At 43.4% G+C, this 25,529-nt stretch carries 14 protein-coding genes and 1 pseudogene; 6 read left to right on the forward strand and 9 right to left on the reverse strand.

The annotated features are described in order from the left end of the window. Window positions 1–93: 93 nt before the first annotated feature. The 6 genes from KQP79_RS00195 to KQP79_RS00220 are packed head-to-tail and all read right to left on the reverse strand — an operon-like array spanning window position 94 to window position 11,249. Window positions 94–3,189: a SusC/RagA family TonB-linked outer membrane protein gene (locus KQP79_RS00195; protein ID WP_004301480.1), complete on the reverse strand. Its 3,096-nt coding sequence runs from the start codon at window positions 3,187–3,189 to the stop codon at window positions 94–96. Between the two features lie 6 nt (window positions 3,190–3,195). After that, on the reverse strand, window positions 3,196–4,971 hold the full coding sequence (locus tag KQP79_RS00200) for a RagB/SusD family nutrient uptake outer membrane protein (protein WP_004320977.1): 1,776 nt from the start codon (window positions 4,969–4,971) through the stop codon (window positions 3,196–3,198). 14 nt (window positions 4,972–4,985) lie between these two features. Then, window positions 4,986–7,817, reverse strand: a complete 2,832-nt coding sequence (locus KQP79_RS00205) for a SusC/RagA family TonB-linked outer membrane protein (RefSeq protein WP_138343175.1) — start codon at window positions 7,815–7,817, stop codon at window positions 4,986–4,988. 33 nt (window positions 7,818–7,850) lie between these two features. Then, window positions 7,851–8,918 carry a DUF4961 domain-containing protein gene (locus KQP79_RS00210; protein WP_138343176.1) on the reverse strand — a complete coding sequence of 356 codons (1,068 nt, stop codon included), beginning with the start codon at window positions 8,916–8,918 and terminating at the stop codon, window positions 7,851–7,853. Between the two features lie 15 nt (window positions 8,919–8,933). Further along, window positions 8,934–9,389, reverse strand: coding sequence for a DUF5004 domain-containing protein (locus KQP79_RS00215; protein WP_044135567.1), 456 nt, complete (start codon window positions 9,387–9,389; stop codon window positions 8,934–8,936). Between the two features lie 15 nt (window positions 9,390–9,404). After that, window positions 9,405–11,249 carry a RagB/SusD family nutrient uptake outer membrane protein gene (locus tag KQP79_RS00220; RefSeq protein ID WP_061448033.1) on the reverse strand — a complete coding sequence of 615 codons (1,845 nt, stop codon included), beginning with the start codon at window positions 11,247–11,249 and terminating at the stop codon, window positions 9,405–9,407. Window positions 11,250–11,606: 357 nt separating this feature from the next. Between KQP79_RS00220 and KQP79_RS00225 the strand changes: the two genes are divergently transcribed. The 6 genes and pseudogenes from KQP79_RS00225 (at window position 11,607) to KQP79_RS00250 (ending at window position 20,292) form a co-directional block, all read left to right on the forward strand. After that, window positions 11,607–12,911, forward strand: a complete 1,305-nt coding sequence (locus tag KQP79_RS00225; RefSeq protein WP_138343177.1) for a DUF5005 domain-containing protein — start codon at window positions 11,607–11,609, stop codon at window positions 12,909–12,911. After that, window positions 12,908–13,132: pseudogene (locus tag KQP79_RS00230) on the forward strand (9-O-acetylesterase); the annotation flags it as partial. The gene KQP79_RS00225 and the pseudogene KQP79_RS00230, both read left to right, overlap by 4 nt. 55 nt (window positions 13,133–13,187) lie before the next feature. After that, window positions 13,188–15,461, forward strand: a complete 2,274-nt coding sequence (locus tag KQP79_RS00235; protein ID WP_234120545.1) for a GH92 family glycosyl hydrolase — start codon at window positions 13,188–13,190, stop codon at window positions 15,459–15,461. A gap of 30 nt (window positions 15,462–15,491) precedes the next feature. After that, a complete protein-coding gene (locus KQP79_RS00240) occupies window positions 15,492–17,648 on the forward strand; it encodes a GH92 family glycosyl hydrolase (RefSeq protein WP_138343433.1) in 2,157 nt (718 codons plus the stop codon). A gap of 78 nt (window positions 17,649–17,726) precedes the next feature. Continuing rightward, a complete protein-coding gene (locus tag KQP79_RS00245) occupies window positions 17,727–18,860 on the forward strand; it encodes a glycoside hydrolase family 130 protein (protein WP_138343435.1) in 1,134 nt (377 codons plus the stop codon). A gap of 49 nt (window positions 18,861–18,909) precedes the next feature. Continuing rightward, entirely contained in the window at window positions 18,910–20,292 is a 1,383-nt protein-coding gene (locus KQP79_RS00250) for an SGNH/GDSL hydrolase family protein (RefSeq protein WP_004301490.1), read from the forward strand. Between the two features lie 213 nt (window positions 20,293–20,505). Here the strand turns inward: KQP79_RS00250 and KQP79_RS00255 are convergent, their stop codons facing one another. From KQP79_RS00255 to dxs, 3 genes are all read right to left on the reverse strand, one after another. Beyond that, the gene (locus tag KQP79_RS00255) at window positions 20,506–21,957 is read right to left on the reverse strand and encodes a TrkH family potassium uptake protein (protein ID WP_117683328.1); all 1,452 of its coding nucleotides are present in this window, start codon (window positions 21,955–21,957) and stop codon (window positions 20,506–20,508) included. 96 nt (window positions 21,958–22,053) lie between these two features. After that, entirely contained in the window at window positions 22,054–23,394 is a 1,341-nt protein-coding gene (gene trkA, locus KQP79_RS00260; RefSeq protein ID WP_004305310.1) for a Trk system potassium transporter TrkA, read from the reverse strand. Window position 23,395: 1 nt separating this feature from the next. Further along, complete coding sequence (dxs, locus tag KQP79_RS00265; protein ID WP_004301493.1) at window positions 23,396–25,300, reverse strand: 1-deoxy-D-xylulose-5-phosphate synthase; 1,905 nt, start codon at window positions 25,298–25,300, stop codon at window positions 23,396–23,398. Between the last annotated feature and the right edge of the window lie 229 nt (window positions 25,301–25,529).

Here is a 25,529-nt window from a genome sequence, read left to right on the forward strand (position 1 = left end):
GATTTACAATGTGTTATCAATGAAAAAAGGGGATGCATCTATGAAGACGCATCCCCTTTTTCATTGATACTACTATGAGTATTTATCAGTTTATTAGAATGTAAGTTGTACTCCTAAGTTAAACACGCGCTGGTTCATGTATGCATCACCGGCGGAGTTGGACTTGATTTCCGGGTCTTGTTGATACTTATCAAAACTTGTCCATGTAAACATGTTGTAAGCATTGAGATAGACACGGAGGTTTGTAAGCCATGAAGGCAACACTTTTGTGGGCACTTGATAGGAGACGTCGATGGTTTTCAAGCGGATGTACCAAGCATCAATCAACCAAAAGTCGGACATATACGCTGCTGCGCTGTTTACAGTTGACGGATTGCTTGTTAAGCGCGGAAATTCGATGGCTTCACCGTTCAGGTAGCGTTCTAATGTCCAGCGTTTCTGGTGTAGAGGTTGGAATTGACTCTTGAAAGGTTCAATACCTGTGCCGTTTACCGAGAAACTGTAGTTGAACGAACCTTGGAAGAGTACGCTCACTGACAATCCTTTCCACGAACCACCGATTGTCCATCCCAACGTGGTGTTGGGTAAGTTTGGCTTACCAATAGCTCCCTTGTCGAAGTCGTTGATAACACCGTCTCCGTTCAAATCTTTGTATTTCAAGTCACCGGCTTGGATAGGAACGTCGGTATTGGGCACAGCCGGTGCATTTGCGGCTCCTGCATGAATCAAGTCCACTTCTTCAGGTGTATAATAACCTATCCAAGTGTAACCGAATGGTTGACCGATAGGACGACCTGTTGCCGACAACCAATCGTATCTTTGTTGTGCTTCGGCATTAAATTCTACCTTATTCTTAGCATACGAGAATACGAAGTTGGTATTGAAGTTGAACTCACCGAAACGGTCTTGATAACCAATCTGTCCGTCGAAACCCATATTGCTGGTGCGTGCCACGTTGATAGGTGAAGTACCCACACCTAAGATCTGCGGTATGTCATTGCGTTTCACAAGCTGATTGTATCGTTTGTCATAGAACCAGTCGAAAGTAAATGAGAAGCGGTCGAATGCATTGAAGTCGAGACCTATATCAAACTTCTTGGCTTCTTCCCATGTCACACTGCTATTACCAAGGTCACCTTCCGTAATAGCAGTGGAAGTGACATCGCTTTGTCCAAAATTATAAGCATTATCAGTTGCTGTATATATCTGGTTGTAAAGGTAGCGGTTACCCATAGCTACGTCCGAGCCTACAATACCATACGAAGCTCTGATTTTCAATAGTTGGATGAAAGAAATGTTATCCTTGAAGAACGATTCTTCGGAGATACGCCAACCCACACCAATAGCAGGGAATATTCCGTAGCGGTGTCCTTCGGCAAAACGGTCGGTACCGTTGTATGCAACATTGAAGTCGACCAGATATTTATCTTTATATTTGTAACCTACGGTAGCGGTAAGACCCTGAAAGTTTTCGGGAATCTTTTCTCCTGTATCGTCTGGATTTTTTTCTACGGTACGGCTTTGGCGGCTATACAGTAACGTGGCACTAACGTCATGTATTCCATTGAATATGCGTGCATAGTTGATGGAGGCCTGAACATCCAGATTTTTCACAGCCTGGTTGGTTCCGGCCGTCAGAGCATACTGTGAATAAGCATATTTACGGTTGGGGTTGATGTTATACTGATCCGTAGTAGGATCGTAGTGGTAGGTAGGGTACGCATCTTTTCCACGGTTTACTTTGCGGAAGACTTCGTCAATGGTAGAGTAAGCAATACGAGCATTGGCTGACAATCCTTTGGTGAGCCAATCCATCTTCCAGTTCACACCGTAGAGAATGTTGTTATCGTTACGGCGTGTACGCGTGTAACCTTCGTTAGCCAAACGTGCATTCAATGTAGGTCCGTAACCGTCCACATCTGAAAGATAAGCATACGATCCGTCCGGATTGAGTACCGGTGCCGAATAGGGGTGCATGGCGGTGAAATTGTAAATCTCGCCTGTAGCATTCAGACTACTCGGTTCGTTGATGTTCATGAAGCGCGAACTGAAGTCCAGACGCATAGTCAGATTATCAGTAACAGTAAAGTCCAAGTTGGTACGGTAGTCAAAACGGCGGTAAAAATAGCCGGTATTCACATCGTCATCCGCTTTAGCAAAGTTACGAACCAAACCACCTTGTGAGAAATAACCCCCGGATACGAAGTATTTCAAACGTTTGGTACCACCCGATACGTCGACATTGATGTTCGACTGCATAGCCGATTTTTTGAACACTTCGTCGTACCAGTTTACATTAGGATGTCCGTATGGGTCGGAACCGTCTTTAAACAGTTCCAAATCATGTTGTGTAAACATTTTAGTCAAACCATCGTTAGTACGTGCCTCGTTGACTAACAGGGCGGTGTTGTATGAGTCTAAGAAGTTGGGTTTACGGACAGGTATCTGACCGCCGGCTTCTGCACGTACATGGATCACTGGTTTTCCTTCTTCACCGCGACGGGTCTTGACTACCAACACACCGTTAGCACCCTTGATACCATAAATAGCAGTAGTGGATGCATCTTTCAAAATAGATATGCTTTCAATCTCATTGACATTGATTTGTGATAGCTGTTCGTAACTGTATTCCACATCATCAACCATAATAAGCGGTTTGTTACCGTCTTCATTCAAGGAGCTGACACCACGGATAAAGAAGTCGGAAGCATCTTTTCCCGGCTGACCGGAACGTTGCTGACTGAAGAAGCCGGGCAGTTTACCCGATAATGTATTCTGTAAGCTACTTGTAGGAACTCTACGCAATTCGTTGGCTTGAATACCGCTCACGGCACCGGTCAGAGTGATACGTTTCGCGCTACCGCGACCTGTGATAACAACTTCGTTCAGGTTGTTGGCTTCGGAAACCCTCAATGCGATATTCAGTGTGCGCTGATTCGTTATTGCGACTTCCTGATTTTGATAGCCCACAAACGAAAATACCAATGTTTCGCCACGTTTCACTTCCAGCGAATATTTTCCATCTATATTGGTGATGGTACCCCTTCCGGCTCCCTTTACCAGAATACCAGCTCCGATAAGCGGTTCGTTGCTTTCCCCATCAATAATGGTACCGCTTATCGTAAACGATTGGGAGTATGCCTGTACAATGCAGAGGAGGCACAAGAATGTTATAATTACTCTTTTCATAAGATATTACCAATTAGGGTTTTGAACCATATTCTTATTTTTTATTACTTCCGAATAAGGAATCGGATAGAAATAACGTTTATTGTCCCATTGTACATTGAGTACAGCTTGCGGAACATAGGTCGTGGAAGTCTGTGATTTAGTGATGTACATTCCTTGAATAGGCTGTGCATAGACCTGTTCGGCAAGTCGCCAACGACGAATGTCCCAATAGCGATGCTCTTCAAAAGCTAATTCAATGCGGCGTTCATTCTGAATCACTTTGCGCATTTCGGCTTGCGTCAAATTGTGTGTCTGCTCATTGGTTGTTAGTCCATACAAATTCTTTTCACCAGGTTCGATGCCTGCACGTCGGCGCAGGGCGATGATAGCATCATATACAGCTTGCGAAGGAGTAGACAAATATTCGTTTTCGGCTTCGGCAAAGTTCAGAAGTATTTCGGCGTAACGGAACATCACCCAGTTGTGTTGTGTGTCTTGATATTCGTTGGCTGCTTCGAAATCACCCATAAACTTGCGCATGTAATAACTCGTGAGCGAGTATGACGAACCAAGAGGATTATTGGCTCCACCTTGCCAAGTTTCCATCGTAGAGTTCACCCATGACGAACCATTGTGTATAATGGTATATTCCAAACGTGGATCACGTTGTGCGTAAGGAAGCTGTTCATTGTATTCATATTTACCTTTATCATTGATAAAGTGACCGTCTTTCATTAAAAAGGCATCGACTAAATTCTGTGTGGGATTGGTGCGGCCGTTTCCTTGTTTGGCACCGCTAAGTCCCAATGGACCGTTAGCTGTTTCCACCGTCTTATCCATTGCGTTTTCACGGAAGAAGATAACTTCTTTATGTTCGTTTGAATACCAATTGGTAAATACATTTTTGAAATTATCGTCAAGTCCCATGATAGCTCCGTCACCTGTTCCGTACGTGTTAATAAAGTTGCGGGCGGCATCGGCTGCTATTTTCCAACGTTCGCGATCATAAGAGGCATATCCTATCAACTCATTACCAGATTCAATGGGCTTTTCGTTGAATAACGGACTTGCTGCATAGAGCAATACACGAATCTTCAGTGCCTGGGCAGCCTGTGTGTTTACTACGTGTGCGCTAGCGGCGGCGTCAGGTAGTGGCAGCGAACGAAGGTCATCTTTGATATCGTCAAGCTCACTTACAATATACTTGATACATTGCTCGAACGTGCTACGTGGCAATTCGATGTTTTCGTTCAATTCGTACACTTTATCACCGATAATGGGCACTCCACCGTAGCGCTTCACCAATTCAAAATAGAAGTAAGCACGCAGGAACCGGGCTTCGGCTTTCATAGAATCATTGAGCCTGCGTGTATTACCGAGTGCATCAGTGTAAGTAGTGTTGAAAGGTACTACGTCAATGCCACTCAACAGAATGTTCACGCGGCGAATCACCAAATAAGGGTCGCTCCAAATCATATCCGAGTTAATAAAATTGGAGGCACTGTAACGTCCGATGGCCAGTTTGTATACATCGGACTCGGACGAAATAACAGAGAGCGCATCGTCGGAAGCGGCATCCAGGTAGTCACCATTTACGCCGTTGTGTCCATTACGCATGTAATAGTAGATGCGGTTGAGGTATTTACGTACTACAGTTCCGTTGGAGTCGGTCTTCGAGAAGAGGTAATCTTCTGTAAACATATCTACAGGCGTACTCTCATAACTGTCTGTACATGCGGCAGCACTCAATAACAGCATAAATGCTCCTACTGCCCATGTGCCATATTTATTTTGTTTCATATCCATCATTTTTATTAGAAGTTAAGATTGATTCCAGTCGTAATGGTGCGCTGTAACGGATAGCTGGTGAAGGTAACTTCAGGGTCTTGCAAACGGGTACGTGACCATGTGAGTAAATTTTGTCCCTGTACAAATATCTTCACGCGCAGTCCGCCTAAGTAATTACGGCAGAAGTTTTCGGGTAGTTTGTACGATACGGTGGCGTTCTTGAGACGAATGTAGTTTCCGTTCTGTACAAAGAGTGAAGAGTTCCAGTTGTTTCCGTAGTTGTACATATTGCCTCCGGCAGTCAGTCTCGGATACGTAGCTGTTTCAGCTGTTTCGGGTGTCCAACGATTCAGCAAATTGGTGTAAGCTTGTCCGTAGCTTTGTCCGATCACTTGGAACCCTTCGAGCAACGTGCGGTCGCTATTATATAAGTCGCGGTTGTAAGCACCTTGGATAAGTGCTGTAACTTCCAACCCTTTCCATTCAAAGCCTAAATCAATACCAAAATAGCAAGTCGGTTTGTCGCCACCAATCACAGTACGGTCGAATTCGTTGATTTCGCCGTCACCGTTCATGTCTTTGTATTTCACGTCACCCGCTTGAATATTGTTGAAGCCGTTCATTACGGGATAACCATCGGCTATATCTTTAGCTGTGAGGAATCCGGTAGCTACCAATCCGTAGATGGTACCGGTGGGTTGACCTGTCATTTTCAGATAGTCGTAAGGTACGTATTGCTCGTCCATGAACAACCGTTTGTTCTGTTCCATACTCCAGTTGGCTGATACATAATAGTTCACCTTACCGATGTGATCTTGCCAGCTAAGTTGTGTTTCCAATCCGTAGTAACGTGTTTTTCCGATATTTTCTGCCGGATAAGCAATACCTAATAATTGGATACTTTTACCACGTGATTGCAAAATATCGTAGTAGTAGTCATTGTAATAGTCGGCCGAGAGAGTCAAACGGTTCTTTAATAAGGTTAAATCTAAACCTACATTGACCTTCCTTCCTTTTTCCCATGTCAGGAGGGTATTAGCCAATGGGGATATTTCTGACACTGAACCTCCGTTGCTCATGGATGTACCGTTGCTATACCAGAATCCGCCATCTTCATTGTATCTCTTTAAATAGCTGAAGTAACCGGCATTGTCGATTCCGTTTCCTGTATGACCGTATGTGGCACGTAACTTGAGTTGGTCTATCTTCGATGCCTCCATAAACTTCTCTTTGCTGATATCCCAACCCAGACCTACTGCCCAGAATGTTCCCCAGCGACGTCCATTGTCATAGCGGTTGTAATAACTTTCCGTTACGGCTGCTTGCGCGAAGTATTTGTTATCGTAATTGTATTCAACTTTCTGTCCGATGTTCGACGGAATCATAGGCAGGTCGTAGTTGTTGAGTATAGTACGTGTATCGCCCCAAAGTGAAGCTTTTACACCATGCATACCGAATTGGCGTTCCCAGTCTACATACATTTTGCCATACATATATTGGTACGTCGATACTGAACGGTAACTGTTGGTTTGTGAACTCACATCTCCATACTTGTCATAAGCCTCGTTGCCTTGTTGGGTTATGCTGTATTGAAATACTTGTGCCTGTTTGGTACGAACGATAGCATTGCGCACTTGCGATGAGATGTTTCCCGTTGCACCAACGGAAAGTCCTCTCACCAATTTATCGAAGTCATATTTCAAATTAATGGTTCCTACGACGTCGCGGGTATTGCTTGAGATATATCCCGAACCAGTGGTCTGTGCATAGAGATTTTGGGTATACGAAGCGTTACCACCATACGTACCGTTGGGATTTAAGACGGGATAAGCATTGTTGGGAGTCTGCCATACGTTGCTCAAAAGGTCGCTGTATCCTGTCCCCGAAATACCTCCAGGTTGGTTTCCTTTTTCTATACGTCCCATTAAAGACATGCTTACCTTAAATTCATCTGTCACGTTGATGTTTACCTTCGATGTGATGAGATACCGGTTGTACTTGAAATTGGTGTTGTAGCTATTAGCATCGCTCGTCTTGAACAATCCGTTTTCGCTGTAATATCCCAAACTTACAAAGTATTGAGCCACTCGTCCGCCACCTGTTACATTCAGGTTATAGGCTTGCGACGTAGTAGAATTGTTCATAATAGCATCTTTCCAATTTACGTCGGGATGCAGATAAGGGGAAGTTCCATTACGATAGGCTTCGAAATCATCATACGTATAGAGTGGTGATTTGCCATCATTGAGCAATGCTTCGTTGAGCAAATAAGCATATTGATAAGCCGAAAGTGGATTTGGGCCAGATTTCAATGCACTGGATATACCAAACTTTCCGGTGAGTGAGAGATGGAAACCACCTTTTGCATCAGGATTTTTGGTAGTAATAATCAATGCACCACGTGAACTGCGCATTCCTAAAAACATATTGGAAAGGGCATCCTTTTGAATGGTAACTGATTCAATGGCTTCGGGATCTATGGAATACAGGTCACGTTCTACACCATCGACAATAGCTACAGGCGATTGTCCGCGTGCTGAAATGAGAAACTCCGAATTATCTCCGTAGATACCTCCACCTACATTAGGAATAGCTCCCACTATATCGGATTTAGTATTGGCATCAGTCCGTAACAGTTGCATGCCACGGAAAGGTGATACATTAAGACCTTTCAATCGTCCTTGCAATCCGGTAAGGATGGTGGCTGACTGATATTTTATCAAGTCGTTGGTATAAACCGTCGAAGATGCCCCTAGGGTATTACTTTTAGTGTGATCCACACTGTCTATCGGTGCATCTTGTGCCTTTAGTGCGACGGCAGCTATACATAGTAGTCCCGTCGTTATCATTTTATACATATTCTGTTTCATTATCAGTAGAATATAAGGTTATCACTCGCAATAGAACGTATATATGAATGGTTCCTTCTGCGGAGGAAGAGGTATATTTAACATTACGAAGTCATCATCAGACTGTGTAACGGAGATAGATCCATCGGCATTAGTGAAGGCATATTCAATACTTACAAGCTCTGTTCCTTCAGGTACATTGAAGAACCCTTCCGGCCAGAATGTGATATTGTATGTTTTGGTATACTGATTCTCTCGTTTCATCAGGGTCTTGTCACTCTTCTCATTTACGGTATAACGGTGTCCGTCGCTAGCTACCGCCGTTCCTTCAAAATAGATCTTATCGGCCTTGACAAGTGCATTTTTGTCGTCCATGCCTCCTATGAAGCTAAAGGTTACAAAGTCGTTTTGCAATGCTGTTAATGGAGTGGTTTTGTTGAAGTGTTCGCTACAGAAGTCAGTGACAAGTCCTTCACCTTCTACTACCTCAAAACATCCGGCTTCCTCACATTTCTTTGCATCTGCACTTGTACTGAAGTTATCGTCAGTACTGTTAATAAAGAATGATGGTTTGAAACGCAGATTTTTGTTTCCTACCGGTACACGGACATAGATTGTAAAATGAATTTCATCTGCGACACCGTTATAGGGTCTTGTCCAATAGGCTGCCCATTCCATATCTTCCAGAATATTGGTACCGACACCGTATTCCTGCATGAGAGCAGCCGACCACGACAATCCTGGTTTGTTGCTAGGTTGTTCGGTCAATAGGATAAGCGTCATGTTTTGCTCACCTATATTCGGATCAAATGTATCTTCTGTGTACGAAACCCTGGCATTTTGTGCCAGATTCCAACTCTTAGGAGCCAAAAAACCGAAAACAAGTCGTTTGTCATTGCGTGGGTCTCCTTGAACCTTAATGTGTCCATGCATTTTGAAAGTAGCAGTCGTTCCGGCCTTTGCATAGTTTACGGCTTTTCCATCTATCATTTGGGTTATATCGACAGAATCGATAAAGAGGCAACTCATAACGATGAAAGTCATAAGTATAGTTGATAACGCTACGATGTGCCGTTTGCGTTGAAGCAAGCTGATTAATTTCTTTTTCATAAAGCGTTATGATTTTTAGTTTTCTGATATTTTCTTGAATACATAGGTGTAGGTATTCGAACCACACCCGGGGCTATGAGTAATCACGATGTTACGTTCGCCATTGGTAATGGGGAATAGGATATCGGTACTGGCCTGCTCCGTGGCTCCATCCTCTGTGAAATAGAGGCGAAAAGGATAATAGATATCGTCAACTTTCCACGTGCCATTGTGGCGTACCACAAAAGGCAGATAGTTTTCAATTGTGTACTTACCATCTTTCTTCAGGTTAATTTGGAACTGGCTGAAGTCCATGGTTTCGGTAATATCATTACTGTTGCGGCTCACTGTGGTGAGTTGCCACGTGCCTGATATGTCTTTGACCTGCTCCGTGTTTTTGTCAGGATCAGCAGGAGCAGAGAACGTATCACACGATGTCACAAGCAGAGTAGTCAGCAAGGCTATTGCCGCCAAATGTATGCTATGTTTCATATTTAGGGTATTTTATTAATTATAGTAGGGATTCTGTAGCAAATCTTTCGACTTCACCGTTTCATTGTAAGGAATTGGGAAGAAGTACATAGCCGGACGCCATACATGCGTGCGTACATCAAATTCTTTCCAAGTCTTTGTTCCGTCAGTGGCGCGAGTGATTTCAATGCCATGCATGGTTTTGCTTTCGGTTTGCGGAGCAATCATCCAGCGGCGTACATCAAAGAAGCGATGCCCTTCAAAAGCAAATTCAAGGCGGCGTTCTTCCTGAATGGCTTGGCGCATCTGTTTTTGTGTCATATTCTTTTTAAGTCCATACATACCATCTGCACCGGGCTCGATGCCGGCACGCTTGCGAATGAGTTTTAATATAGGATAGCAACCAAGTTGTTGTCCACCTAGTGTTTCTTCGAAATCGGGACCATGATATTCATTGGCTGCTTCAGCATACATCAGTAAAATGTCGGCGTAACGTATCAGTGGATCGTTGTGACGGCTTGGGTTCCATGTACTACCTTTACATAAGCGATCACATCCCTTGCGTACATAGAAACCGGTGGCAGTGCCTTGGTATACGGCATCGCTTGTCTGCCCTACGCCAATCCATGTGTTAACAACTGTGGTAGCACTGTAAGTATCGTCGGCAGGGACCAAAGCACCATCATAAATCACGGTGTTGTTGAAACGTGGATCACGATTTTGAGCGGGATTCAGAGGATCGAATGTGTATTGGCTGTTGTCAATGGGTTTACCGTCAATCATAGGGAAGGCATCTGCCAATTCTTTGTATATATACCCGCCGTGGCGTGTTCCGGAGTGACTGCCACTAGGTGGATAGTAAGCAGCTTCATGTCCGGACTCACGTTGATACTTACGGTCGAGGATATTGCCGGCAAAGGCTCCGTTATTGTTTTTACCATCATCATCGGTTAAATTGGCATTTCGTGTATCGCCGGCTTGGAATACGACGTAGAATCCGAAACCTGGTTCGGCTTTGCCGTTCAAATCTTTACTTCTAATAAAGAGATTATAGGTTCCTAGGTTGATTACTGCGCGGGCAGCATCCATTGCCGTTTTCCAACGTTCTTTATCATAAGAGGGATAGCCTACTAATTCTTTGGTATCAGTAGGAGCGAAATCACTTCCATTGAATAATGGACTAGCTGCATAGAGGCAGACACGGGCTTTAAGACCCAATGCCGCTGCCGATGAGGCGCGACCGTTTTCTTGACCTGTTCGTCGCACGGGAAGTACATTGAGTTGGACGATAGAGTCACATTGATGGGACACATACTCTACACATTCTGCCCATGTATTGCGCGAGGTTTTCATTGTTGAAGTGGCATCATACACGTTATTACCGATAATAGGTACACCACCGTAGTGTTTCATCAAAATGAAGTAGTACCAGGCACGCAAGAAAAGTGCTTCGGATATGTATTGAGCTTTCCGGCTTTGTACCATCGGTGATCGGTCGATGTTGGCAAGGAATACGTTACACCGGCGAATGTTAGTGTAGCATTTCGACCATGCATCATCACTCACCGTAACCGGATTAACCGTACCGGTAGCAAACATCATGTTTGTCCAGATGGTTGACGAAGGATAAAATTCAGCTTCGTCACAAGCGCTTTGCAGCCCACCACCATTAGCCAAAAGGTATGTCCATCGGTTGTAGTTGATATCAAACCCGATGTCGGTATAAATTCCGGTCAGGAAGTTGGCGGTATACGTACTATCTGCAAAAACGGTCTCACGATTTAAATCCGAAGTTTGGGTTTGATCGAGGAAACTGTCATTACAGGACGCAACTGTTCCTAAAAATAGGAGTAGCGTTAATGATTTCATGTACAATTTCATAGTAAAACTTATAAAATTAAAATTAAACAATTTAAAGCCAATAAGCCGAGACTAATTCACGACTTGAATTTGTATTAAGACGATTGACAAGATATACACCACTAAACACAATACTTTTTTTTCACGTATTATTATTCAGTGAAAAGGTCATTGTATTATTCGAGCAATGATAGTAAATCAAATACATCTAAAGAAAGAATTATCCGAGTTAGTGGTTTTTCATTCCTGAATCGTCTTTATCCTAAACTCTAATAGTATAACATTATGAGACGCATCTTTTTGTCAACCTTTATAGCTTGTATTATCGGCTTTACAGGTGCAGAAACAAATTAAATAATCTTAAATATCTTATTAAACATGAAACCAATTCATCTTATCCTAAGTATCGCACTCCTCGCCGGAGGAGCATGTGGTGACCAGCAAGAACCTTATTACGGCAATTCAGAAGTGAAGATGCCTCAAATTGATTCCGAATGGAATCTCGAACTAATGCCAAATCGATCAGGACAATATTGGAAAGTATTCGTCTACAAAGACTTGAAATACAATGCCCTTTTCACTCGGTCGTTGGGCTGGAATGGAGGAGACGGTGTGTTCACCACTGGTTTGCCTGACGGGAATATATTTTGGTCGTTCAATGATAGCTTCTATGGCGTAATCAATGAAAATCGTTCACGAGGTAATTGTAGTTTCCCTCGTAACAGTATTATGGTACAAACACCTGGTGAGAATGATGAAAATCTTGTTTGGTTAGCTGATTACGTACAAACCAACGATCCTAATGCGGATAGATACTATCAGGTACGTACTCACATTCGTCATCCGAAAGCTACACTATCGGATGAAAAAATACAAGCTGGAGAAATCGATCAGGATTATCTTTATTGGGCAGGAGATGCTACGATATATAACAATCAGATGCAAATGTTGTGGGGAGCCGTTGATAATACCGATCCGAACAACTTGATGCGCCGCTTTGGTACTTGCTTGGCTACTTATAGCTTGGAAGGAAAGCCGGGTGATGCTACTTATATGAAACTTATCAGTCGTAATGATAATTTTAACGACCACACTTTAGGTTATGGCGACACTATGTGGGAAGACGAAGACGGACATATCTATCTTTACACAACTTCCAATTATAAGGTGGCTGTGGCACGTACCGCTACACGCGACCTTGGCAGCCAGTGGGAATATTATGTGGCCGATCCGCAAGGACATTTCTCGTGGACAACGCAGTACCCCTCAATCCAAGATGCTGAAAACTCTACAATTATCCCTTTGGAAAGTGCATGCTCTATGCCTTGGGTATTTAAAAAAGGTGATACCTATTACATGATCGGACAATCCATGTGGTTCGGGAGAGACGTGCTGATGTTCCGTAGTAAGCACCCTTATGGGCCGTTTGTCGACCAAAAGACTCTTTTTACATTACCCGAATTTCTTGATAAGATTGGCGAACAACGTTATCAACATGTTTATATGGTAAATATTCATCCGGCTTTATCACGTACCGGTGAATTGGTGATCTCTACCAATACAGACTGTTCCAACTTTTGGGATAATTTCAATGCACCGGGTAGTGCTGACTTCTATCGTCCTTATTTCTACCGTGTATTTAATTGGGAATCATTGTACGATAACGATGCTCCACTTGAGTAAAAGGATTTACTATCTCTGGCGTTGATCATAAGTTTCATTGGGCTGATGCTGTGATTGATGGTAATTCCATCATCGTCTCATCTCCTGAAGTTGCTTTCCCAATAGCAGTGCGTTATGCTTGGGCAGATAATCCAATTTGTAATTTATACAATGGAGTTAACCTTCCGGCGTCCCCTTTCCGTACAGATGACTGGCAGGGTATTACTTATGGTAATAAATAGATATAGTTGTTTCGATTTGCCAAGTGAAATAGATGTAACACATAAAAAAATAACCATGAACAAGCTCATTTATTTAGTAATCTTCTCTTTCTTATCAACAAGTATATATGCCCAAATGAAAGACCTTGTGCAATATGTCAATACACTGCAAGGTACCGACTCTCATTTCGGATTAAGTTATGGAAATACATATCCTACTACAGGTATGCCTTATGCTATGCATACGTGGTCTGCCCAGACAGGGAAAAATGGAGAAGGCTGGAAATATCAATATGCAGTAGATAATATCAGAGGATTCTGCCAGTCTCACCAATGCAGTCCGTGGATGAGTGATTATGCAGTGTATTCCTTTATGCCGATGGTGGGGAAATTAGTTGTAAATCAGGAGATGCGGGCAACGAAGTTCAGCCATGATAATGAAATAGCCAAGCCGCATTATTATAAAGTGATGCTGGATAATGGAATTACAACCGAGATGGCTCCAACTACTCGTGGTGTACATTTACGCTTTTCTTATCCCTCTACCGAAGACGCCTATCTGGTAATTGACGGATATACAGATATGAGTGAAATCAAGATTGATCCGGCAAAGAGACAAATCTCCGGTTGGGTGAATAACCAACGTTTTGTAAATAACTCTAAGACATTCCGTAGTTACTTTGTAGTGCAGTTCGACAAAGCATTTGAGGATTACGGTATGTGGGAAAATCAGAAAGATGAGATTTATCCTAAAAAGTTGGAAGGAGAAGGCAAAGGCTATGGTGCTTATATCAAATTTAAGAAAGGATCGAAAGTACAGGCAAAGGCTGCCTCTTCCTATATCAGCGCAGAGCAGGCTGTGATTACATTGAACGACGAACTGGGTAAAGATAAGAATTTGGAAGCCACCAAAATACGTGGACATAAAACGTGGAATGAATTATTGAACAGAATCCAGGTAGAAGGTGGAACAGACGAACAAATGAAGACTTTCTACTCCTGCCTGTTCCGTGCCAATCTCTTCTCACGCAAATTCTATGAACGTAAAGCGAATGGAGAACCTTATTATTATAGTCCTTATGACGGCAAAGTATATGATGGATATATGTATACAGATAATGGCTTCTGGGACACTTTCCGTTCTCAATTTCCATTAACTAATATTCTTCATCCTACCATGCAGGGACGTTACATGAATGCCTTGCTTGCCGCACAAGAACAATGCGGATGGTTACCTTCCTGGTCAGCTCCCGGAGAAACAGGAGGAATGTTGGGTAATCACTCCATTTCATTATTGGCAGATGCGTGGGCAAAAGGGATTCGGACTTTTGATCCGGAGAAAGCCTTAAAAGCATACGCGCACGAAGCCATGAATAAAGGTCCTTGGGGAGGTGCCAACGGACGTGGTTTCTGGAAAGAATATTTTGAACTGGGATATGTTCCTTATCCGGAATCAATGGGATCGAGTGCACAGACAATGGAATATGCATACGATGATTTCTGTGGCTACCAACTGGCTAAAATGACCGGAAACAAACACTATCAGGAAGTCTTTGCCCGTCAGATGTATAATTATAAAAACGTATTCGATCCGTCTATCGGTTTTATGCGTGGAAAAGGCGTTGATGGTAAATGGCAGGAACCGTTTGACCCATTGGAGTGGGGTGGACCTTTCTGCGAAGGTAATGCCTGGCATTATACCTGGTCCGTATTCCATGATGTAGAAGGATTAATAAACTTGTTCGGAAGCGACCAAAGATTTACGACCAAAATGGATTCGGTATTCACCCTTCCCAGCACTATTAAACCGGGAACTTACGGAGGAGTGATCCATGAAATGAAAGAAATGGAATTGGCGGGTATGGGACAATATGCACACGGCAATCAGCCGATTCAGCACATGCCTTATCTGTATAGCTATGCCGGCCAACCGTGGAAAACCCAGTATTGGGTGCGTCAGATCGTTGAAAGATTGTATAATTCCACAGAAAGAGGATATCCGGGAGACGAAGACCAAGGTGGTATGTCATCATGGTATATCTTGAGCTCATTAGGCATTTATGCCGTTTGTCCGGGTACGGATGAGTATGTAATTGGTAGCCCGTTATTTAAGAAAGCTACTATAACGATGGAAAACGGCAATAAATTCGTGATTGAAGCGAACAACAATAGTAAAGAGAATCTCTATATCCAGTCTGCTACCTTAAATGGACGTGTGTTGGATAAGAATTTTATCAGATACGACGATATAGCAGACGGAGGAATTATCCGTTTTGAAATGGGAAGTCAACCGAATAAAGAACGATGTACGTCGAAGTATGCTGCTCCTTTCTCATTGTCGAAAGAATAAGAAACTAAAAAGATATAAGAAGAATACAGTATGAAAAATAAAATTTTAACAGGTTTATTATTGGTTTTGATTGGAGGGTGGGGGAGTCTCTCGGCGCAGAGCGCTGGGAGTAATTATGCCCGTCAGGTAAATACCCTAATAGGAACGAAGGGCGTGGGTTTGACTTCGGGATATCTTTATCCCGGAGCCACCTATCCTTATGGAATGGTGCAGTTCACCCCCTCTTATTTTTCCAAACGTTCCGGATTCGTCATCAATCAGTTGAGTGGTGGCGGTTGCGAACACATGGGCAACTTTCCCACTTTTCCGGTAAAAGGTAAACTGAAGATGTCTCCGGACAATATTCTCAACTACCGCATCAATATTTCTGAAGAAAAAGGACACGCCGGTTATTATGAAGCAAAGGTGCAGGAAGATATTCATGCAAAACTGACAGTAACTGAAAGGACCGGTATGGCGAGTTATGAATATCCGGCAGATCAGCAATATGGTACGGTAATTATCGGTGGAGGCATTTCCGCAACTCCGATAGAGCAGGCCGCCATCGTTATTACTGCACCGAATAAGTGTGAAGGATATGCAGAAGGCGGTAATTTCTGTGGACTCCGTACACCGTATAAAGTCTATTTTGTAGCAGAGTTTGATACGGATGCGTTGGAATCGGGAACATGGAAAAGAGATGAACTGAAGCCGAACACGACTTTTGCTGAAGGAGAATACTCCGGAGTCTATTTTACTTTTGATGTAAATAAGAAGAAAAATATCCAATATAAGATTGGGGTTTCTTATGTATCAGTAGAAAATGCACGCGAGAATCTGAAAGCGGAGAATACCGGATGGGATTTCCTGCAGATTCAGAATCAGGCAGAATCCAAATGGAATCATTATTTGGGTAAGATTGAAGTAGAAGGAACCAATCCGGATCGTACCACTCAATTTTATACTCATCTGTATCGTTCATTCATTCACCCGAATGTATGCAGCGATGTGAACGGAGAATACATGGGAGCTGACTTCAGAGTGCATAAATCCCGTTCCAAGCACTATACTTCTTTTAGCAACTGGGATACCTATCGTACACAGATTCAACTATTGTCAATCCTTGATCCTGAAGTAGCCTCTGATATTGTTATTTCTCACCAATTGTTTGCCGAAGAAGCTGGTGGTGCTTTCCCGCGTTGGGTGATGGCTAATATAGAGACCGGCGTGATGCAAGGAGATCCGACTCCTATCCTAATATCCAATGCTTACGCTTTTGGTGCCCGCAATTATGACCCGAAACCGATTTTCAAAACCATGAGAAAAGGAGCGGAAGAACCGGGAGCAATGTCACAGGAGGTTGAGGCTCGTCCGGGACTGAAACAGTATTTGGATAAAGGATATTACAACGCTTCTATACAACTAGAATATACTTCCGCTGATTTTGCAATCGCACAATTTGCTTTACATGCCGTAGGAGATGAGTTTGCAAGTTGGCGTTATTTCCATTTTGCACGTTCATGGAAGAATCTGTATAACCCGGAAACCGGATGGTTGCAATCACGTAATCCGGATGGTTCGTGGAAACCACTGACTGAAGATTTCCGTGAATCGACCTATAAGAATTATTTCTGGATGGTGCCATACGATATTGCCGGGCTGATAGAAATCATCGGAGGCAAAGCAGCGGCAGAAAAACGCCTGGATGAATTCTTTACTCGTCTGGATGCCGGCTATAATGATGCCTGGTTCGCTTCCGGCAATGAACCGAGCTTTCACATTCCCTGGATATACAACTGGGTAGGAACTCCCTATAAAGCACAGGAGATTATTAACCGTGTATTGAATGAACAGTATTCAAGTAAAATTGATGGTCTGCCGGGCAATGATGATTTAGGGACGATGGGTGCCTGGTATGTGTTCGCTTGTATCGGTCTTTATCCCGAAATACCGGGAGTGGGAGGCTTTACGGTGAACACTCCGATATTCTCATCCGTGAAAGTTCATTTGAAGAAAGGGGATATGGTGATAAAAGGCGGTTCGGAAAAGAATATTTATATCAAGTCCATGAAACTGAACGGTAAACCGTATGACAGTACATGGATCGATTGGGATCAACTGAATAATGGGGCTACAATAGAATACACTACTTCGGCTAAGCCTGACATGAAGTGGGGAACTAAAGTGACGCCTCCCTCTTTCCCTTAAAGCAAATCAACGAGGTATATAAATTTATGATATAAGATAATTTTGTAAGAGCACTTATTTATAACATCAAACGTGAAAATGAAAAGAAAACTACAAAACATAGCTTATCTACTGATGGCTGCCGCATTAATCACTTCCTGTGGCGAGAAGAAGCAAACAGCAGAATTCCCGGATTGGGCGTGGGCAGATTTCCAGCGTCCGGAAGGAATTAATCCGATTATTTCTCCTGACACTACTACCTTTTTCTATTGTCCGATGCGACAGGATTCAGTAGCATGGGAAGCGAGTGATACGTTTAATCCCGCTGCTACTGTTTATGATGGGAAAGTAGTAGTCCTCTACCGGGCTGAAGACAATTCGGCAACCGGTATCGGATCACGCACCTCCCGTTTGGGATATGCCTCTTCTGACGACGGACTACACTTCAAACGAATGTCCGTACCTGTATTTTATCCGGCAGACGACAGTCAGAAAGAGTTGGAAAATCCCGGCGGTTGCGAAGACCCACGTGTTGCTGTAACAGAAGACGGGCTTTACGTAATGCATTACACACAATGGAACCGCAAACAGGCGCGTTTGGCAGTGGCCACCTCGCGCGATCTTCAAACGTGGGAAAAACATGGACCGGCTTTCGCAAAAGCATACAACGGAAGATTCATAGATGAATTTTCCAAATCTGCCTCTATCGTAACCCAATTAATCGACGGCAAACAAGTGATTGCCAAGATTGACGGCAAATACTGGATGTACTGGGGAGAAAAGTTTGTGAATGTAGCCACTTCCACAGACCTTGTCAACTGGGAACCGATGTTGGATGAAAATGGAGAATTCCTGAAGGTGATGACTCCCCGCGCAGGTAAGTTCGACAGTGACCTGACCGAATGTGGTCCTCCTGCCATCCTGACTGACAAAGGAATACTGCTGCTTTATAACGGCAAAAATAAATCGGGCGCAGAAGGAGACACACTGTATACAGCCAACTCTTATTGCGCCGGACAAGCCTTATTTGATGCCAAAAATCCTACTAAACTAATCGATCGCTTGGATAAACCTTTCTATATTCCCGAATCAGACTTTGAAAAGAGCGGACAATATCCAGTCGGAACCGTATTTATAGAAGGGCTTGTATTCCACAATCAGAAATGGTTCTTATATTATGGCTGTGCCGATTCACGCGTGGCAGTTGCCGTATATGATCCTCTCAAAAAATAAAGAAAACGTTCATAATGAAAATAACAGTTTATAAAATAGAAATTAAGACATGAAAAAACTTTTTGTATTGATTGCAGCGGCTTGTATGACATGTACTGCTGCGTTTGCACAAACTGTGAAACCTTTTAAGGAGGGTGAGAGAGCAGTGTTCCTGGGAAATAGTATAACGGATGGTGGGCATTACCATTCATACATCTGGTTATATTATATGACTCGTTTTCCGGATATGCCTATCCGTGTTTTCAACGGTGGTATTGGTGGAGATACGGCCTATGATATGAACAAACGTCTGGATGGTGATATTTTTGCGATGAAACCTTCCGTGTTGATGGTTACTTTTGGTATGAATGATTCCGGATATTTTGAATACAACGGTGATAAGCCCAAAGAATTCGGTGAGCAGAAATATCAGGAAAGTATAAAGAATTACCAGCAGATGGAGAAACGTTTTAAAGATCTTCCTGATACCCGTATCGTGATGGTCGGAACTTCTCCGTATGATGAAACCGTACAACTCAAAGAGAATACACCGTTCAAGACAAAGAATGAAACCATCAAACGGCTTGTTGAATATCAGAAAGAATCGGCAGCTAAGAATAATTGGGAATTTACCGATTTAAATGCTCCTATGACAGCTATTAATCAGCAATATCAGCAGAAAGATCCTACCTTTACCCTTTGTGGCAGTGACCGTATTCATCCCGATAACGACGGACACATGGTAATGGCCTATCTTTTCCTGAAAGCCCAGGGATTTGTAGGTAAGGAGGTAGCGGATATGGAGATTAATGCTAATAAGAAACAAGCCGTTAAGTCGGAAAATTGTACCGTTTCAAATATAAAGAAGAATGGAAAAGATTTGAGTTTTGACTATTTGGCAGAAGCTCTTCCTTATCCTTTAGATACTATTGCTCGTGGTTGGGGACAGAAAAAGAGCCAGGCAGAAGTGCTGAAAGTTGTTCCTTTTATGGAAGAGATGAACCGTGAAACGTTGAAAGTAACAGGACTGAAAGGCAATTATAAGTTGTTGATAGACGATGAAGAAATTGGAACCTGGAGTGGAGATGAACTGGCAAAGGGCATTAATCTTGCTGCTGAATCCAAAACTCCCCAATACCAACAAGCATTGACGGTGATGCACCTGAATGAATATCGTTGGGAAATTGAAAGAACATTCAGAGAATATGCGTGGTGTGAATTCGGCTTTTTCCAGCAAAAGGGATTGCTGTATGCTGACGACAGAAAAGCGATCGAGGTGATGGATGAAAACTTGGATAAAAACGTTTGGTTGAAGGGACGTCGTGATATGTATTCAAAGATGATGTTTGAAGCTGTCCGTGATGCTCGCCAACAGGAAATGGATGTTCTTATCAATAAGATTTATGAAATAAATAAGCCTGTTGTAAGAAAGATTTTACTTAGAAAGATATGATGTGATAACAACGTACAAATACGATAGAATACTCACCGTAATGAGAAAGAATTCTCACTGTAATGAGAACTTTTTCTCATTGCGATGAGTATTTTTTCTCATTACGGTGAGAATCGTTGAGAATATATGAATAGATAAGTACTCTTTGTAATAGCCTGATAATGTACTCCTTATTGTAGCTTTTGCATTAAAGAGACTACCTTTATTGAATTCTTAATTCTTTTTCCAGAAATCGGAAGTGAAAAGTAGTAATACTGTAAACAATTCCAAACGTCCCAAGAGCATTAAAAAAGAAAGCAGCCATTTGGCGGCATCAGGCAATTCACTCCATGAGAAGGCCGGGCCGCATGTGCCAAGTCCCGGTCCCATATTACCCATACTTGAGATTACGGTTCCGATTGATTCCAGAAAACCGACTCCCAGCCCCATCATGATAAGTATGCTGATGATAGCGATGACTGCATATAAAAAAGTAAAGGCCAATACTGTAGACTGGATGGAAGGAGAAATAACCTGTTTGTTAACTCGCACCGGGAGCACGGCATTAGGGTGAAGAATATGTTTGAATTCGTTTTTCACAACCTGAAACAGGATAACCATACGAATACATTTTATACCTCCTGTTGTACTGCCGGCACAGGCTCCGATTATCATCACTATTAGAAGGCATCCCCAAAGGATAGAAGGCCAAAGCATATAATCGGCTGTGGCAAATCCCGTAGAAGTTTGCAAGGAAATCACTTGGAAAAGTGATTTACGGAACGCTTCTTCTATCTCCATAGAAGAAGTCTGATGAAGCCAGACTGCAATAAATATAGTAAAGAAAGAAACACACCAGAAATAGAATTTTAGCTCTGCATCATGAATGAACTTCTTTATTTTTCCATTGAACATCAACAGTAATAGCGTGAAGTTGATGCCCGAAAGAAACATGAAAATAGAGATTACATAATCTATATAGGGTGAGTGATAATATTCGATACTTGCTTGTTTGGTAGAAAATCCGCCAGTGCTGGTTGTCGTGAAAGCATGGCATATACTGTCAAACACACTCATACCTCCAAATACTAATAAGACAATCAATGTCCCTGTCATTCCGGCATAAATACCCCAAATCCATTTGGCAGTGATACCAATACGGGGATGCACTTTGTCATGAGTAGGACCGCTGGCTTCTGCTGCAAACACCTGAATCCCGCCCACACCGAAAATCGGCAGAACGGCAATGGTGAAGAATACAATACCCAAACCGCCTATCCATTGTGTCATAGCCCGCCAAAAAAGTATTCCATGAGGCATTGACTCTATATTATTCAAGATGGTGGCACCCGTACTGCTGAACCCGGACATCGTTTCAAAAAATGCATCCGTAACACTTGGGATATACCCTCCTATATAATAAGGTAACATTCCGAAAAGGGAAAAGGTGACCCATGCTACACTGACTATGACATATCCATCACGGCGATTCAGGGATTTCACTGCGTCTTTCCCGATGGCGAGCAACAGAATACCGATGCTAGTGGTAATAGCCGATGAAACCAGAAAACTCTGCAAGTCATTCTCCTTATAAAAAAGAGAAACACCTCCACAACATAATAGCATAACTGTTTCTATCAGAAGCAGAAAACCCAGAATCCGGAATATCATCTTCGAGTTAATCATAAACAAGTATTTGTTAAATATTAAGTATCTAGTATTAAGTATTACCCATAACTGTCCATTTTTACCGACTAATACTTAATACTTGATACTTAATACTTAGTTAAAGAACTTCTCAATCTTTTTAATCATCATGCTTAGGCAGAATACGACTACATGGTCGCCGGGGCGGATTTGCGTATCACCTGTCACCAGGATACCTTCTCCGTTACGGATCATTCCTCCGATGGTGGTGCCTTTGGGGAGCCCCAGGTCTTTAATTAGGTGTTTGGTTATTTTGGCCCCTTCCGGTACGGTGAATTCTGCAACGTCCGCATTGGCAAAAGTCAGGCATTTCACATTAGACACGTCGGCGTCCAGCATCATTTGGTAGATATGGCTGGCAGCAATCATTTTTTTATTGATAACCGTGCCGATGTCGAGACTCTCTGCCATACCGATATAGTCGATGTTCTCCACTTCTGCCACCGTCTTTTCCACTCCCATGCGTTTGGCGGCGAGACAGGCAAGGATATTCGTTTCCGAGTTGCCGGTCAAGGCTACAAATGCTTCGGTATTCTTAAGCCCTTCCTCGATAAGCAGATCCATGTCGCGACCGTCTCCGTTGATAATCATTGTTTTGTCATCCAGTAGCTCTGTCAGACGGTTGCAACGGTTCAGGTCATTATCCACTATTTTCACCTGCATATAGTCCGGCACATATTGTGCGGTACGGACTGCGATACGGCTACCTCCCATAATCATTACATTGCGTACATCGGCATAGTCTTCTTTGCCGGCTATTTTACGTATATAAGGAATGTATTTGCGGGTAGTGGTGAAATAAACAATATCATGCAATTTAATAACATCGTCTCCGCGAGGGATAATCGTTTCCGTTCCGCGTTTGATGGCCACTACGTGGTAAGGAATGTTGGGACCGCCTAATTGGTGCAGCGGTATATTCAGGATTTCAGCCTTTTCGCGCATCTTCGTACCAATCAGAACCAGCGAACCTCCACAGAATTCCCACCATTGGCGTACCCAGCTCATGCGCATGGAAGATACGATTTCTTTAGCAGCCAGCATTTCCGGGTAAATCAGAGAATCTACTCCCAGCTTCTGGAAAAACTCTTTATTTTTGGGTAGAAGATATTCATAGTTGTCGATACGCGCCACTGTCTTTTTGGCTCCCAGGTTGGTAGCCAGCATACAGGCAGTCATGTTGCGGCTTTCGTCCGGTGTGACTGCGATGAACAGGTCGGCTTCTTTGACGCCCACTTCTTTCAATCCGGAGATGGAAGAAGGAGAAGCGGCAACAGTCAGCAAGTCAAAGTTGGCGCTAAGAGCACTTAGTTTCTCTTCGTCATCATCCATCAAGATAATATCTTGCTTTTCGCGCGATAACAGTTTGGCCAAATGGGTGCCTACGTTGCCGGCACCGGCAATAATAATCTTCATGTCAATTGATAAATTCTTTTATTTTAGTCAGAATCCCTTCTTCATCCATGCCGCACAGTTGGTACAGTTCGGCAACTGCCCCATGTTCTACAAATATATTAGGGATACCGATACGCTTCACGGTCGGTTTGTATTCGTTGTCTGCCATAAATTCGAGGACAGCGCTACCCATACCGCCTTTGATAATTCCGTCTTCGATGGTCAGGATACGTTGGAATTTACGTCCTGCCTCATGCAACAACTCTTCATCCAGTGGTTTCAGAAATCGTAAATCGTAATGGGCGATGGACAGACCTAAATCTGCTTCTGCCCGGGTGATGGCACGGGCGGCTACATTTCCTATCGGTCCGATAGTAATCACTGCAAGGTCGCTACCCTCTTTCAGTTTCCGTCCTTTTCCTACCGGGATCTCTTCCAGCGGACACTTCCAGTCCACCAGTACGCCGCGTCCACGGGGGTAGCGGATCACGAACGGTCCCTTGTCCGGCAATTGTGCCGTATACATCAGGCGACGTAATTCGTGTTCGTCCATGGGGGAACTGATAGTCAGATTAGGGATCGGGCGTAAACATGCCATATCAAAAGCTCCGTGATGAGTAGGACCGTCTTCGCCAACCAGTCCGGCGCGGTCGAGACACAAAACAACAGGAAGATTCTGAATCGCTACGTCGTGGATGATATTATCATGCGCCCGTTGCATAAAAGAAGAATAGATATTGCAGAACGGTTGCAGTCCGTCTTTAGCCATCCCTCCGGAGAAGGTAACCGCATGTCCTTCGGCAATACCGACATCGAAAGCGCGTTTCGGCATTTTCTCCATTAGTATATTCATCGAACAGCCGCTGGGCATGGCGGGAGTGACACCGACAATCTTCGGGTTGGCTTCGGCAAGTTCCACCAGTGTATTTCCGAATACGTCCTGGAAAAGCGGGGGCATTCCTTCGGTGTTGGCAATGAAACGTTCGCCAGTGACGGGATCGAACTTGCCGGGAGCATGCCATTCGGTAGCGTGTTTCTCTGCCGGACCGAATCCTTTTCCTTTGATAGTGTGCAGGTGCAGGATTTTAGGTCCTTGCATATCTTTGATATCACGTAATACTCTTGCCAGGTTCTTTACGTCGTGTCCGTCTATCGGACCGAAGTAACGGATATTCATCCCTTCAAAAATATTCTGTTGCTGGGCCGCCATTGATTTCAGGCTATTTCCGAAACGGATGAGCGCTTTGCGGCGTTCTTCGTTTAAAATGCCAAGCTTGAACAGCATGCGCGAGAGCTTGAAACGTAGCTGATTATAGCGGTTGGAAGTCGTTAAGTTGAAAAGATACTGCTTCATGCCTCCTACGCTGCGGTCGATTGCCATATCATTGTCATTCAGGATAATGAGCAGGTTGTTCGACGTGGCAGATGCGTTGTTCAGTCCTTCAAAAGCCAGTCCGCCACTCATTGATCCGTCGCCGATAATGGCTACTACATGGCGTTTGGCGTCTCCTTTCCGGGCGGCTGCGACAGCCATACCAAGAGCGGCAGAAATAGAATTGGAAGCGTGTCCGCACGTGAAAGTATCATATTCGCTTTCTTCCGGAGACGGGAAAGGGCGGATTCCACCGAGTTTCCTGTTTGTGGAAAATGCTTCACGGCGTCCTGTAAGAATTTTGTGGCCGTATGCCTGATGCCCCACGTCCCATACAATACGGTCGTATGGTGTATTGTAGACGTAGTGCAGAGCTACGGTTAGTTCCACGGTTCCCAGGCTGGCGGCGAAGTGTCCGGGGTTGCAGCAGAGTTCTTTAATAATGTCTTGCCTTAGTTCACCGCATACTTCCGGCAGTTGCTCTACGGTTAGTTTACGTAGGTCTTCGGGGTAATTGATGGAGTTTAACAAGTTATATGTTGGTTCACTATTCATGATTCTAGGAAATTTAGTGCAAAAATACGAAAAGAAAGTATATTCGACCTCCTTTTCGGCGAAAAACTTATTTTGTTTCCTACTGTCTAATCAGTCTGTAGTACCAATAATAAATGAATAAATGAGAGTAGGTTAACTATCCAGTTAATCTAAATGGTTACTTTTTATCAATGAACTAATCATTTTACATGTATGTCTTCTTGTTTTATTCCTTTAAATAATGGTTGGC

Source organism: Bacteroides sp. DH3716P, assembly GCF_025914115.1.
Lineage (GTDB): Bacteria > Bacteroidota > Bacteroidia > Bacteroidales > Bacteroidaceae > Bacteroides > Bacteroides ovatus.

Coding starts and splice junctions, on each gene's coding strand:
- KQP79_RS00195 (WP_004301480.1), bottom strand. CDS start 3,189: ATGAAAAGAGTAATTATAACATTCTTGTGCCTCCTCTGCATTGTACAG.
- KQP79_RS00200 (WP_004320977.1), bottom strand. CDS start 4,971: ATGAAACAAAATAAATATGGCACATGGGCAGTAGGAGCATTTATGCTG.
- KQP79_RS00205 (WP_138343175.1), bottom strand. CDS start 7,817: ATGTATAAAATGATAACGACGGGACTACTATGTATAGCTGCCGTCGCA.
- KQP79_RS00210 (WP_138343176.1), bottom strand. CDS start 8,918: ATGAAAAAGAAATTAATCAGCTTGCTTCAACGCAAACGGCACATCGTA.
- KQP79_RS00215 (WP_044135567.1), bottom strand. CDS start 9,389: ATGAAACATAGCATACATTTGGCGGCAATAGCCTTGCTGACTACTCTG.
- KQP79_RS00220 (WP_061448033.1), bottom strand. CDS start 11,249: ATGAAATTGTACATGAAATCATTAACGCTACTCCTATTTTTAGGAACA.
- KQP79_RS00225 (WP_138343177.1), top strand. CDS start 11,607: ATGAAACCAATTCATCTTATCCTAAGTATCGCACTCCTCGCCGGAGGA.
- KQP79_RS00235 (WP_234120545.1), top strand. CDS start 13,188: ATGAACAAGCTCATTTATTTAGTAATCTTCTCTTTCTTATCAACAAGT.
- KQP79_RS00240 (WP_138343433.1), top strand. CDS start 15,492: ATGAAAAATAAAATTTTAACAGGTTTATTATTGGTTTTGATTGGAGGG.
- KQP79_RS00245 (WP_138343435.1), top strand. CDS start 17,727: ATGAAAAGAAAACTACAAAACATAGCTTATCTACTGATGGCTGCCGCA.
- KQP79_RS00250 (WP_004301490.1), top strand. CDS start 18,910: ATGAAAAAACTTTTTGTATTGATTGCAGCGGCTTGTATGACATGTACT.
- KQP79_RS00255 (WP_117683328.1), bottom strand. CDS start 21,957: ATGATTAACTCGAAGATGATATTCCGGATTCTGGGTTTTCTGCTTCTG.
- trkA (WP_004305310.1), bottom strand. CDS start 23,394: ATGAAGATTATTATTGCCGGTGCCGGCAACGTAGGCACCCATTTGGCC.
- dxs (WP_004301493.1), bottom strand. CDS start 25,300: ATGAATAGTGAACCAACATATAACTTGTTAAACTCCATCAATTACCCC.